This is a genomic window from Yersinia sp. KBS0713 (assembly GCF_005937895.2).
Classification (GTDB): Bacteria; Pseudomonadota; Gammaproteobacteria; order Enterobacterales; family Enterobacteriaceae; genus Yersinia; species Yersinia bercovieri.
The window spans coordinates 3,717,684-3,732,020 of record NZ_CP042173.1; the positions used below are offsets into that span (position 1 = coordinate 3,717,684).

Below are 14,337 nucleotides of genomic sequence, written 5' to 3' on the forward strand. Positions count from 1 at the left end.
GGGAAGTCATTTCCACGGGTTCCTGTAGGAAAGGCACAACGCCCCTTATTCCTATTCTTAGTTTGTTATAGTTAGGGTAACTAACTTATTAACATAACGTCAGAATTTCTGGCAGGCAAACAGCAATTATCTGCCCTAAAGACAATTCCGTTAGTCACATACTGGATTTACTCCAGTTACAAAAACAAAACACTACCAGAGTAGCCGCAACCTTGGTTTTTACATCGCATTAGCAGGTAATTATAGAACTTAATCAGGCTAATGATTTTTACATGCTGGATGCAGCAAAATGATAGGCACTACACAGAAATGGGTAGAGAAAGAGGGGTGTTGCAGGTAAAAACAGCGATAGCCAGCATCAATATTAAAGATGCCCACTATCGCCGTGAGAAGATGGATTATCAATCACGGTACATGGAGTCAATCTCATTCTGATAACGCTGGAGAATGATTTTACGCCGCAATTTCATGGTAGGTGTCAGCTCACCGGTTTCCATGGTGAATGCCTGCGGTAATAGCGTAAAGCGCTTAACCTGCTCGAACAGCGCCAGCTCTTTTTGCATATCTTTCAGCCGTTGTTCAAACAAACTGACAATATGGCTATGGCGTAATAGCTCTAACCTATCGTGATACTTCAGATTTATCGAACGCGCATACTCTTCCAGTGATTCAAAACAGGGAACAATCAGCGCCGACACAAACTTACGCGTATCCGCAATAATCGCTATCTGCTCGATAAAACGGTCCTGACCGAGGGTGCCCTCAATCATTTGTGGCGCAATGTACTTCCCACCCGAGGTTTTCATCAGATCTTTGAGGCGCTCGGTGATGAATAGATTACCTTTAGCATCCAATGCACCGGCGTCACCGGTTTTGAGCCAGCCATCTTCGGTGAAAGATTCTGCGGTCTCCTGCGGCTTATTAAAATAGCCGCGCATGACAATCGGGCCACGGACTTGAATCTCATTTTCAACCCCTAAACGGACATCAATCCCCGGCAGTGGCTTGCCGATAGAGCCGAAGCAGAAATTTCTCTCTTCCCAGCAAGAGACTGTAGCGCAGGTCTCGGTCATGCCGTAACCGTACTTAATATTGATGCCGATAGCTTGGAAAAACAGAATAATATTGTCATCCAACCGCGCACCCGCCGCCGGTAAAAAGCGCACTTTTCCGCCCAATAAGCCCCGTAACTTACTCAATACCAAGCGATCTGCCAGCTTATACATCAGCCCGGATAGCAGTGATGCTGTTTGCCCAGATTGCAGATTTTGGAATTTGCGTTCGCCACAGCCGACAGCCCAACGAAACAGCATCCGGCGGTGCCATTTTGCCAACGCGACTTTATCATTGATGGCACTGAACACTTTTTCGTAGAAGCGGGGAACTGCGCACATGACAGTAGGTTTTACCGCCTGCATTGCCGGGCGCACCCAATCCGTATCACTGATATAGACGTTTTGCGCGCCGGTATGCATCACATAGAAGCTCCAGGCCCGCTCAAACACGTGAGATAACGGCAGGAAACTAAGGGAAACATCATCAACTGTCAGAGTTAAGCGCTGATCGTGTAGGTAGAGTTGAGCCGCCATATTACGGTAGTCCAGCATCACACCTTTAGGTTCACCCGTAGTACCAGAGGTATAGATCAGCGTGAACAAGTCATCCAGGTCGCAACTATCTATACGTGTAGTCAATAGATGCTGCTGTACGGCATCGGGCTGCTGCTCAAAATCAGTCAAATGCTGGGCGTATTCACAACCACGTAAATCGACAGCAGGATCTAATACGATAATCTGAGCCAACTGAGGACACATTGGCTTTAGCGTGATAGCCACATCAAATTGCGGTTGCCCACCGACAAATAAAATACGCACATCGGCATCATTGAGCACGTAAGCGGCCTGATTCGTCGTATTGGTGGCATACAAGGGAACACTCACGCCGCGCAATTGTAAAATAGCCAAATCCGCCAACGACCAAGCCATACTATTATTAGAAAAAATCCCAATGCGCTCTTGAATTGCTGCATCCAAAGAGAGCAGTGCAGTAGAGATCTGAGTGACGTGTTGGTCAACCTGACGCCAGGTTAGCTGTTTTTCGCCTTCTGGCGACCATTCACGAAAGGCTATCTGATCAGCACGACCGCTGATTTGCTGGCGCAAACGGCGCACAAGGTGGTATTGCTCTAGTGTATGGTTCATAACATCGCCGCTCGCTGATCAATCATTCATTAAAGTGTACCGCAACTTTTCGCCTGTTGGCATTCAGCTTACATGTGTTCACTTTTTTTTCGCGCAGTCTACCCGCTCTAGAGGTTATGGCAAATAAAATTCAGCGCAGAAATGTGAGCTAAAATGGACTTTGATGAAAAATAGAGCGGTTAGGGCTGGCGACTGGGGATTTAGCAGAACAGTTATCTGTTACTGAAGGGGGTGACAAAAGAGGGAAGAAAGCAATATTCGATTCAATCTTACCCCTGCCTGCTACTGAGCTTAATATAATTTCAGCAGCAGGGCTTAACGGAAATGATTACAATGGGGTACTAAGTTGGCCGAGTAATTCCTTCATCCATTGATGGCCTTTATCTCTATCAGTAGATTCATGCCATGTAAGATAACATGGCCGACTGACATTCTCTCTCCAGGGTAAAGAGAGCAGTTTTAAATTAAGGGATTCACTGTATTTCTGAACAAGCCATCGAGGAGCAATGGCTACAAAGGAAGTTTGAGACACAATATTAAGCACGCTATTCATATCCGTGCTTTCATAAGCAATGCTCTGGGCACTGACTATTGATTCATAATAAAAATCACTAAAAGAACCCACTTTATCTAATGACACTACGGCGTGTGGTTCGGAAATGAGTTGCTCTTGGCTAATTGAATTATCAATCCGTGGATGACTTTTAGACACAGCCAGTACCGATTCATCATTAAATAATGATATATCGTGAAAGTCAGGGCGTTCAAACTTAGTATAACCGATAACAAATTCTGTTTCTTGATAACGTAATTGGTGCTCAATATTCTCATTAAGATTAGATCTGATAATGAGTTGAACATTGGGTGCCAATTGCTTAACGCGCTCTATTATTTGAGCCGTCAGCCTAATATCTAAAGGGCTACAAATAGATAAATTAAATACTCGCCCACTATTTTTCGCTTCAAAACCGGCACCCGGCAACTCATTTTGTACGAGTTGCAGCGCCTGCCTTACTGGCCCAAAAAGCTGGCGTGCTCTGGCGGTAGGCTGAATACCACGGCCATAACGAACAAACAATTCGTCATTAAACATCACTTTTAAACGGGCTACCGCGTTACTCACTGCGGGCTGGGACATACCCAGCGCTTGGGCTGCCCGTGTTACATTATGCATTTGCATTACTGCATCAAAAACAGTTAATAAATTGAGATCGACACTTCTTAAGTGAACTTCGCTACACTCTTTTTTAGTTGCTTGACTATCGGTGATTAAATTGTATTCAGACATGCTTAACTCCACTAAGCTTTATGCAGATGGCATGATTAATAAAAGAGCTCCGCTGATATTTATCACTATCTCAAAATATCTTTGATTTCTTACTATTAATGACGCCAATATTCTCATCATTACCGTTATAAGATAAAATGAGTCTCATCCTTGTATAAATGAAACGATATGAATTGCCTCCATGTATTTTCCGCTGATAATGCCCATAGATAAATACGTGAATAAGCCATCCACATAAAGTATCCCATATAGTATTTAAGACTAATTCATCTTAGAAATACAAACCTACTCTATCATATGCATCAATAATAAAAGCAATAGCATGATCACATCACAAAATGGGATGGTTGACAACTATGCCATTAACAAATAATAAATTCATCAATGAAAACTTATTAGTTATTAATTATAGTCGCGAATATGTTTAATCATGGATTGAATTTCATAAAACTTAATTATGACTTTACTCCATAGTCATAACACTTTAAACAAATAAATAATCCCATTCATTAAATCAATCAATATTTATATTCACAAAACATATAAGTGAAAGATAATAAGGTTTGCTGTGAATTTACTCTATTAGTGAGCAATAAATTACTCTCACTATTTTACGCTACTCTTATAAACTCTAAATATAACCTTCAGAACAAGGATTAACCCCTGATAAACAAGCGGCAATGTCTTTAGAAATCTGAAAAGCACAATAACCTATATTGTTATAGTTATGCCAAACAAACAAAAAGACACAATAGAAAATATCAGCTTAATCATCCTAAAAAATGACTTATAAGGTTTTTTGTTCCAAAATAAGGAATTCAAAGCCATCGGAACCAGTTGAAGAGACTACTTAAAACAAATATTGACATAACCATAGAATTAACGTATCAATTTAGGTAACGCAATATCATTAACCAATGAGAAACTGAAAAAATAATGTTCTACTCAACCCGCCTACTAAGCCTACTACTAAACGCATCTCACTTGCGCGGTATGTTGGTGGACGGAAATCAGAACTGATTCAGTCATCAAGATTAACAAGCCCGCGCAAATGCGCGGGTTTTTTTTTACCCGCAAAGCGCAAATGTAAACACGACAAGGAATACCCACCATGAGCCAACAGGTCATTATTTTTGATACAACATTGCGCGACGGTGAACAAGCGTTGCAAGCCAGTCTGAGTGTTAAAGAGAAGCTGCAAATCGCGCTGGCACTGGAAAGAATGGGTGTCGATATAATGGAAGTCGGCTTCCCGGTCTCCTCTCCTGGCGATTTTGAGTCAGTACGTACTATCGCGCAGCAAGTGAAAAACAGCCGGGTTTGCGCCCTGGCGCGTTGCGTAGATAAAGATATTGATGTCGCGGCCGAAGCCTTGCGTATCGCCGAAGCTTTCCGCATCCACGTATTCTTAGCCACCTCCACCTTGCATATCGAATCCAAGTTAAAGCGCTCATTTGATGATGTGTTGGCGATGGCGGTGCACTCGGTGAAACGTGCCCGCAACTATACCGACGACGTAGAGTTCTCCTGTGAAGATGCGGGGCGCACCCCAATAGATAACTTGTGTCGTGTTGTTGAAGCCGCAATTACGGCGGGTGCCACAACCATCAATATTCCGGATACCGTCGGTTACACCACCCCTTATCAGTTCGGCGGGATCATCACCGACTTGTATGAGCGCGTACCTAACATTGATAAAGCGATTATCTCAGTGCATTGCCACGATGATTTGGGGATGTCAGTGGCCAACTCCATCACCGCAGTGCAAGCGGGGGCGCGTCAGGTTGAGGGCACCATCAACGGCTTGGGCGAACGGGCGGGTAACTGCTCACTGGAAGAGGTGATCATGGCCATTAAGGTGCGCCATCAGATGTTGGGGGTGCATACCAATATCAATCATCAGGAAATTTACCGTACCAGCCAGTTGGTCAGCAAAATATGCAACATGCCTATTCCTGGTAACAAAGCCATTGTCGGCAGCAATGCTTTCGCCCACTCCTCCGGTATTCATCAGGATGGTGTGCTGAAAAACCGCGAAAACTACGAAATCATGACCCCTGAATCTATCGGCCTGAAAGAAGTGCAGTTGAACCTGACCTCTCGCTCTGGCCGTGCGGCGGTGAAACACCGTATGGAAGAGATGGGTTATCAGGATAAAGATTACAATTTGGACTCCTTGTACGATGCTTTCCTGAAACTGGCAGATAAAAAAGGCCAAGTCTTTGACTATGATTTGGAAGCCTTAGCCTTCATTAATAAGCAGCAGGAAGAGCCTGAATATTACCGTTTGGACTATTTCAGCGTCCAATCTGGCTCCAGTGTAATGGCGACTGCCTCCGTGAAATTGGTGTGTGGCGAAGAGATAAAATCCGAAGCCGCCACCGGTAACGGCCCCGTTGATGCGGTGTATCAGGCCATCAATCGTATTACCGACTATCCAATCGAGCTGGTGAAATATCAGTTGTCTGCCAAAGGTCAGGGTAAAGATGCACTGGGTCAGGTTGATATCGTGGTTGATCACCAAGGCCGCCGCTTCCATGGCGTGGGTTTGGCAACTGACATTGTTGAGTCATCCGCTAAGGCATTGGTTCACGTATTAAATAACATCTGGCGCGCTCATCAAGTAGAGATCGAGAAGCAGCGCTTGCAACAAAATAATCAGGAAATGGTGTGAACATGACGAAGACTTATCATATTGCCGTTTTACCCGGAGACGGTATTGGCCCTGAAGTAATGGCTCAGGCAAGTAAAGTGTTGGATGCGGTGCGCCAGCGCTTTGGTATCAAGATTTCAACCAGCGTTTATGATGTGGGTGGTGCGGCCATTGACCGCCACGGTAGCCCATTGCCACCAGCAACCGTCAGCGGTTGCGAGCAGGCAGACGCGATTTTATTCGGCTCAGTGGGCGGCCCCAAGTGGGAACATTTGCCACCGGCGGAACAACCGGAGCGCGGTGCCTTACTGCCATTGCGCAAACACTTTAAATTATTCAGTAACTTGCGCCCTGCGCGTTTATATCAGGGATTGGAAGATTTCTGCCCGCTGCGCAGTGATATTGCCGCCAGAGGCTTCGACATTCTGTGTGTGCGTGAATTAACCGGCGGTATCTATTTCGGTCAACCCAAAGGCCGTGAGGGCCAAGGCCAGTATGAACGTGCATTTGATACCGAAGTGTATCACCGCTTCGAAATTGAACGTATTGCCCGCATCGCCTTTGAATCTGCCCGCAAGCGCCGTGGCAAAGTGACATCCATTGATAAAGCCAATGTGTTGCAAAGTTCTATTTTGTGGCGAGAAGTGGTCAATACCATTGCGGCGGACTACCCGGATGTCGCGTTGTCCCATATGTATATTGATAACGCCACCATGCAGTTAATCAAGGACCCATCCCAGTTTGACGTGTTGCTGTGCTCTAACTTATTTGGCGATATTTTGTCTGACGAGTGCGCCATGATCACCGGCTCAATGGGCATGTTGCCATCCGCCAGCTTGAACGAACAAGGTTTTGGCTTATATGAACCCGCAGGTGGTTCGGCACCGGATATCGCCGGTAAAAATATCGCCAACCCCATCGCCCAGATCTTGTCATTAACCCTGCTGTTGCGCTTTAGCTTAGGCAAAGATGACGCCGCAGATGCCATTGAGCGCGCCATCAATCAGGCATTGGAACAGGGCTATCGCACTGCGGATTTAGCCGGTGATGGCAAAGCCATTGGCACCAACCAAATGGGCGATATCATCGCTAAATTCGTGGCGGAGGGGGTTTAACATGAGCAAAACCTTATATCAAAAACTGTACGATGCACACATCGTTCACGAAGCGCCCAATGAAACACCATTGCTCTATATCGATCGCCACTTAGTGCATGAAGTGACCTCACCGCAAGCTTTTGATGGCCTGCGAGCTATGGGGCGCCCGGTACGTCAGCCGGGTAAAACCTTTGCCACTATGGACCACAACGTCTCAACCCAGACCAAAGATATCAATGCCAGCGGTGAAATGGCGCGCATTCAGATGCAAGAGTTGATTAAGAACTGTGCTGAGTTCGGCGTCTCCTTATATGACCTGAATCACCCGTTTCAGGGCATCGTACATGTGATTGGCCCTGAGCAGGGCATGACCTTACCGGGCATGACCATTGTGTGTGGCGACTCTCATACCGCCACCCATGGCGCATTTGGCTCATTGGCCTTTGGGATCGGCACCTCAGAAGTTGAGCATGTGCTGGCGACCCAAACCCTGAAACAGGGCCGTGCCAAGACCATGAAAATTGAAGTCAATGGTGAGGTTGGCGCGGGGATCACCGCCAAAGATATCGTGTTGGCGATTATCGGCAAAACCGGCAGCGCGGGCGGTACAGGCCATGTGGTGGAGTTCTGCGGCAGCGCGATTGAAGCGCTGAGCATGGAGGGCCGCATGACATTGTGCAACATGGCTATCGAAATGGGCGCAAAAGCTGGGTTAGTGGCACCGGATGACACCACCTTCAACTATCTGAAAGGGCGTCAGTTTGCCCCGACTGGCGAACTGTGGGAGCAAGGCGTGGCTTACTGGCGCACCTTGAAATCTGATGCGGAGGCCAAATTCGATACCATCGTCACCTTAGCGGCAGAGGATATCGCACCACAAGTCACCTGGGGCACCAATCCGGGCCAGGTGATTGCGGTGAACCAAATCATTCCGGCACCGGACTCCTTCAGTGATCCGGTTGAGCGCGCCTCGGCAGAAAAAGCCTTGGCTTATATGGATTTGCGCCCTGGCATCAAGTTGACCGACGTGGCGATTGATAAAGTCTTTATCGGCTCTTGCACCAACTCGCGCATTGAGGATTTACGTGCCGCCGCCGCCGTCGCGCAAGGGCGTAAAGTCGCCAGCGGTGTACAGGCTATCGTGGTTCCTGGCTCCGGCCCGGTGAAAGCTCAGGCAGAAGCTGAGGGGCTGGATAAGATCTTTATCGAAGCCGGTTTCGAGTGGCGCTTACCCGGCTGCTCAATGTGTCTGGCGATGAACAATGACCGCCTGGAGCCAGGTGAGCGCTGCGCCTCCACCAGCAACCGTAACTTTGAAGGCCGTCAGGGCCGTGGTGGCCGCACCCATTTGGTTAGCCCGGCGATGGCCGCCGCCGCCGCCGTCAGTGGTCACTTTGCTGATGTCCGCGACTTAACCGCCGCTACCCACTAACCGGAGACTCCACCATGGCTAAATTTACTCAACACATTGGTTTGGTTGTACCCTTGGATGCGGCGAACGTCGATACCGACGCGATTATCCCAAAACAGTTTTTGCAGAAAGTCACTCGCACTGGTTTTGGTCAACACCTGTTTAACGACTGGCGTTTTCTCGACGATGCGGGCAAAGTGCCGAACCCTGAATTTGTACTGAACCAGCCCCGCTATCAAGGCGCGACCATTTTGTTGGCCCGCGAGAACTTCGGTTGTGGTTCATCGCGCGAACATGCGCCCTGGGCACTGACAGACTTCGGTTTCCATGTGGTGATTGCTCCGAGCTTTGCCGATATCTTTTACGGCAACTCATTTAACAACCAACTGTTACCGGTCACATTAAGCGAAGCCGATATTGATACGTTATTCCAGTTAGTTAAGAGCAATGAAGGCATTCAATTTGTTGTCGATCTGGAAGCGCAAACCGTAAATGCAGGTGGCAAAAGTTATGCTTTCGAAATCGATAGCTTCCGTCGCCACTGCATGATTAACGGCTTGGACAGTATTGGCCTGACCTTGCAGCACGAAAGTAATATTTCCGCATACGAAAAACAACAGCCAGAATTTCTGCGGTAATTATTTTTATAAGTGAGCAATACCAGCGCCCTACGGGGCGCTACAGGCTGCTGAAAAAACCCGATGACGCGATCTGGAACGGAGAGGACGGGTAGAAGAGTAAAGCGTCCGCGCCAGGGATGGCGCGGCTCGAGCCTCCAGGGAAGGATTTACGGCGTCTTTACGATCTAGCTGTTCTCTCCGCAACCGGCACTTTGTCAATAACCTCCAGCGCCCTACGGGGCGCTAAGCTTCCCGCACCCGTGCGCAAATAATCAGCGCCAGAATGGAGAGCACCATCGCCATCACATATACCGAATCATGTCCCCAGGTTTCGGTCAATCCCCCTTGCAGCACCCCCGCTAAAATCACCCCGGTTGAAATACTGTTAGTAAACAGCGTGGTAGCGGCCCCCGCCCTGCCCGGCATTAAATCCTGGAAATAGAGCATACCGATACCCGCGACGATCCCGATAAAAATGGCATTGAAAATCTGTAGCAACATCAACGCGGTTTTGAATTTAAACAGCACCAATCCGGTATAGAACAGCACGCCAGCCAGCACGGCAAATAGCATGATTTTGCGCTTGCCAAAGTACCGAACCGAATAGCCCGCCAGCAGCATGATGGGGATCTCAAGCCCGGCGGCAGTGCCCATCAACAAACCCGCTAAGCGCTCAGGCAGACCCAGGCTTGCGGTGATATACAGTGGCATATCAATGATATACATGGTGTTGCAAGTCCACATCAGCATTGAGGCAATAAACAGCAGCAACACGTTTTTATCGGCAAACAAGCTGCCCTGCACCACCACTGGCGCATCCACCACCGGCTCTGCGCGCGGCACTGACGGCAGAATAAACCACACTACTAACGCACTCAGCACAAAGATACCAGCGGCAATACTGAACATCAGGGTAAAACCATAATTCAGTGCCAGCATAAACGACAGCGGTGGCCCAATAACCCACGCCAATGAGAGCTGCGCACGCATAATAGAGCTGAACATCACCACTTCACGCGCCGAACTGTCGGCATATTCACGCGCGAGGGCAAATATCTGCGGCATGGCGGTGTTGGCGACCGACGCCAGCAACACACCCGCGGTGATTAATGTCAGATAATCACGGTTAAAGGCGAATAGCAGGCAGTTGCCCACCGCCATCAGATAACAGACCATGATGAGTTTGCGGCGATCACCACGTGAATCGGAGCGTTTTGCCAGAATAAAGCTGACAGTAATCCCGGCAATGGCATTCACGGTATAAAACAGACCAACCCAGAGTGGGCGAACTTTCACTTCGGTGCTTAAAAACAGGCTTAATGTCGGAGCCTGTAACGCGCCAGCGATACCAGAAAGAAAGGCCACCACAAAGAAAGCGAGAAAAACCGGGTTGATACGACGGGAAAAGGTGAGTGCAGATTTCATTCCAGGCTCCAGCGCCAGAAATAGCGATTTATCTCTATGCTACAGAAGCTCTTATATAAAGCAGCATAATTTTAATGGTAAAAATCATTTTTCTGATAACTAATTTGCGGCTAACAACGCCACAGCTTCAAGTGCCAAATATAATAAAAAAAGCCAGCGGGTAGTTAACCTGCTGGCTGGTGAAACACACCATTACTCAGAAATTTTTGATACTCAATACATTTGCTACTCAATACAGCAGCAGGACTCACTTCACTCAACTGACATCATCTAGCACAATCAATCACAGGGTATGCTCGGTGCGGGCGATAATATCGTCCTGCGCATCTGGCGACAGTGCGGTGAAAAAAGCTGAGTAGCCCGCCACCCTGACCACCAAATCGCGGTAACGATCTGGATGCTGCTTGGCATCCACTAATGTCTCGCGGGAGACAATGTTGTACTGCACGTGCCAGCCCAGATACTCCTCAAAGAAAGTACGCAACATCATCATTAATTTTTCACGATCGCGAGGGTTATCCAACGTGGACGGATTCAGCTTTTGATTCAGCAACACCCCGCCCAGAATCGAGGCGGTGGGGAGTTTTGACAATGAATTAAACACCGCCGTTGGCCCCAGATGGTCAGTGCCAGAGGCCGGACTTGCCCCTTCCGCCAGTGGGCTGTGCGCCTTGCGTCCATCCGGTGTTGCCATGGTCGCTGCACCAAATGGCACGTTGGCAGAGATGGATGATGTGCCGGCATAATAGGTGCCACCAATAGGCCCGCGACCAAAACGGGTATTGTGATACTGCTTCAGCTCATCAATGTAGGTCTGATAAGCCCGCACCAGCAGTTGGTCAACATCATCAACGTCATTGCCATATTTCGGGGCTGAATTAATCAGATGCTGGCGCAGTTGCTCGCCGTTTAGACCGGCGAAGTCATTGGTGAGCGCCGTTGCCAGCTGTTGCTGGCCGATAAGTTGTTGTTCGAACACCAGTTTACGTACCGCGGCCAGACTGTTGCCCAGATTGGCGATACCCACTTGCAGACCAGAAACCCAGTCGTAACGGGCGCCCCCCTGCTTGATGCTTTTACCGCGCTCAATACAGTCATCCACCAGCGCCGAGCAGACAATATCGTGGGCGTTCTCTTCCAGCACGGTATCCACCACACACTCGATTTCGATGGATTTACGGGTGTAGTAGCGGATCTGCTGATCCCACTGCGCCATCACTTGGGCGAAATCAGTAAAGTTGCCTTGCGACAGCCCCTGCTCTTGCGGCAAGAACACCTGGCCTGATGTGGCATCGCGCCCCTGTTCCAGCGCCGCCAACATCACGCGAGCAAAGTTGATAAAACTCATGCCAGTACAGCGATAGCCCCACTTGCCGCCGACCGCAGTCTCAATACAGCCAATCGCTGCATAGTCGTAGGCATCCTGCGGCTCCACGCCCAGCTTGATAAATTCAGGAATAACGATTTCGTCATTATTAAAGGCCGGCATCCCAAAACCGCAGCGAATGACCTGCACACAGGCATCGAGGAAATCGTCACTGATCCCCGCATGGTAGCGGACACTGAGGTTTGGCTGGGTTGATTTTAAGCGCCCGCACGACTCCAGCACCGCATAAGAGAGCGGGTTAACGGCATCAATGGCCCTACCCTGCACCAGTTTTTGTCCACCAATAGTGACGTTTTGATAGAGTGGGCTACCCGCCGACGCCTTAGAGTGCGAACCGGAACGGATTTTATTCACTTCCAGTAATTTCAGCCAGCAGCTATGCAGCATCTCAATCGCTTGCTCGCGACTCAGGCTATTTTCCAGCTCCACATCGCGGCGATACCATGGGTAGAGATACTGGTCGAGGCGACCAAAGGAGACCGAGTGACCATTGGATTCAATTTGCAAAATTAGCTGAATGAAGTAGCACAGCTGCAAAGCTTGCCAGAAGCTCTGCGGCGGTTGATGAGCAATCAGCGCGCAGTTTTCAGCAATAGCCAGCAGTTCAGCACGCCGCCAATCGCGCGTCTCGACCTCCACCATTTGCTGCGCCACAGCCCCATAGCGCTCAATATGTTCACTCAGCGCCACCAGCGAGATATCAATCGCTTTCAGAAATTGCTCTTTGTGCAAATCACTCCAGTCGGTCAGTTGCAGACGCGCGCGGCGACTGGCGACTTTGGTGCGTAGACCATCCAAGCCCTTCTCCAGCAGCAGCGGGAAGTTAACCGCCAGATGGGCATCACCGGAGGTCATATTGCCTTCCGCCTTGATGATACCGGTCGCCAGTAGCGCTTTTTGTTCGTCGGTAAACATACCGTAGCAGCGATCCTGCACGGTTTGACCGCGCCACCATGGGCACAACTGATGCAATACCGCTTTGTCTGCTTCACTGACCGAAAAGCCCGCCCCAGGGCGATCAGCCAGCTGGTCAATTTCACTTTCAATCCAACCGACGGTGTATTCAGGGAAAATCGGTGCCGCTCGCAGTTGGCTGGCCTGATTACCGATAATCAGCTCATCGTTTTTGATCCAAACAGTGCGCTGCTGTAGATGGTGAGCCAGCGCCAGCGCACGGCGAACTGGCAAGGGTTTATCCTGATGCTGCTGATAACCCTCGGTATAATGCAGCGCCCGCTCGGTACAGACCGGTGGTTTAACAATGTGGATCAGTGCGTTTTTATGCTGTTTTGTCCGTTCGCTTAAGGTTACCAAATCGAGTGTGGTCATTGCGTCATCCTCTTAAAATTGCGGTCAGGCCCTTGTCACGGGCATAACTTTCCGCGAAGGCCAGCAGGTCAGGAGCATCCAAAGGGCTATTGGCGGCCAGATAGGCTTCACCCAGCAACGAATATTTATTGATGCCCAGCGTGTGGTAAGGCAAAAAATGGATCTCTTTCACCCCAATCTCATCAGCAGCAAAATCGACAATTCCTTTCACCGAGTCACAATCTGCATTGAAGTCGGGGATCAGCGGCACCCGCACCGTAATAGCGGTGCCTGCCGCGGCTAACTTGCAAAAGTTATCCATCACCCGCCTGGCCGAACCGCCAGTCCACTGCTGAAAACGGCGCTCATCGGTATGCTTGAGATCCGCCAGCATCAAATCAAGCCATGGCAAAGCCGGGGCGATATAGCGCCACGGGGTGTGTAAGCAAGATTCAACCGCGGTATGAATGCCCAGTTGATGGCAGCGCTGCAATAGTTCAGCAGCAACCTCCGGCTGCATAAAAGGCTCGCCGCCTGATAGGGTCACCCCGCCGCCGCTGCGCCGATAAAACGGCATGTCACGCAGCAAGGTTTCCATCGTCGCCTCAAGATCAATCGGGCGGCCACACACCGTCAGCGCACCACTGGGGCAACGAATGGTCAGCGCCTGAATATCCTCTACCGCCAATAATTGACGCTGAATAACCAGTTGATCATCAATACGTTGGATCGCCTGCGGGCAGCTCTGCTGGCACAAATCACAGCCAGATAGGCACAGGCGCGGGTCAAATAACACTTCAGGTTTAGGTGAACGACTCTCCGGGTTTTGGCACCAGCGGCAGCTCAGCGAGCAACCTTTGAGGAATACCACACTACGAATGCCAGGGCCGTCATGAGTGGAATAGCGCTGCACATTAAAAATCATCTTATTCCCCCATTAGCAGTGA

Annotated in this window: 9 protein-coding genes; 4 read left to right on the forward strand and 5 right to left on the reverse strand. The window is 49.2% G+C overall.

From position 1 onward, the window contains the following. Positions 1 to 401: 401 nt before the first annotated feature. Complete coding sequence (locus FFE93_RS17730) at positions 402 to 2,201, reverse strand: AMP-dependent synthetase/ligase (protein ID WP_049599772.1); 1,800 nt, start codon at positions 2,199 to 2,201, stop codon at positions 402 to 404. Between the two features lie 328 nt (positions 2,202 to 2,529). Continuing rightward, complete coding sequence (gene leuO / locus FFE93_RS17735) at positions 2,530 to 3,489, reverse strand: transcriptional regulator LeuO (RefSeq protein ID WP_005275265.1); 960 nt, start codon at positions 3,487 to 3,489, stop codon at positions 2,530 to 2,532. 1,111 nt (positions 3,490 to 4,600) lie between these two features. Here leuO and leuA point away from each other — a divergent pair. Genes leuA through leuD form a run of 4 tightly spaced genes read left to right on the forward strand, consistent with a single transcriptional unit; the run spans position 4,601 to position 9,288 of the window. Continuing rightward, positions 4,601 to 6,163: a 2-isopropylmalate synthase gene (gene leuA, locus FFE93_RS17745; RefSeq protein WP_049599779.1), complete on the forward strand. Its 1,563-nt coding sequence runs from the start codon at positions 4,601 to 4,603 to the stop codon at positions 6,161 to 6,163. Positions 6,164 to 6,165: 2 nt separating this feature from the next. After that, positions 6,166 to 7,257 carry a 3-isopropylmalate dehydrogenase gene (gene leuB / locus FFE93_RS17750; RefSeq protein ID WP_054872206.1) on the forward strand — a complete coding sequence of 364 codons (1,092 nt, stop codon included), beginning with the start codon at positions 6,166 to 6,168 and terminating at the stop codon, positions 7,255 to 7,257. A gap of 1 nt (position 7,258) precedes the next feature. Further along, a complete protein-coding gene (gene leuC, locus FFE93_RS17755) occupies positions 7,259 to 8,671 on the forward strand; it encodes a 3-isopropylmalate dehydratase large subunit (protein WP_005275268.1) in 1,413 nt (470 codons plus the stop codon). 14 nt (positions 8,672 to 8,685) lie between these two features. After that, positions 8,686 to 9,288: a 3-isopropylmalate dehydratase small subunit gene (leuD, locus tag FFE93_RS17760; protein WP_005275269.1), complete on the forward strand. Its 603-nt coding sequence runs from the start codon at positions 8,686 to 8,688 to the stop codon at positions 9,286 to 9,288. A gap of 225 nt (positions 9,289 to 9,513) precedes the next feature. Here leuD and FFE93_RS17765 read toward each other — a convergent pair whose 3' ends face one another. From FFE93_RS17765 to FFE93_RS17775, 3 genes are all read right to left on the reverse strand, one after another. Beyond that, on the reverse strand, positions 9,514 to 10,695 hold the full coding sequence (locus tag FFE93_RS17765) for a sugar efflux transporter (protein WP_005270570.1): 1,182 nt from the start codon (positions 10,693 to 10,695) through the stop codon (positions 9,514 to 9,516). 283 nt (positions 10,696 to 10,978) lie between these two features. After that, positions 10,979 to 13,411 (reverse strand): formate C-acetyltransferase/glycerol dehydratase family glycyl radical enzyme, encoded by a 2,433-nt coding sequence (locus FFE93_RS17770; protein ID WP_138775689.1) that lies wholly within the window; start codon positions 13,409 to 13,411, stop codon positions 10,979 to 10,981. Positions 13,412 to 13,415: 4 nt separating this feature from the next. Beyond that, positions 13,416 to 14,315 carry a glycyl-radical enzyme activating protein gene (locus FFE93_RS17775; protein WP_138775692.1) on the reverse strand — a complete coding sequence of 300 codons (900 nt, stop codon included), beginning with the start codon at positions 14,313 to 14,315 and terminating at the stop codon, positions 13,416 to 13,418. Positions 14,316 to 14,337: the final 22 nt, after the last annotated feature.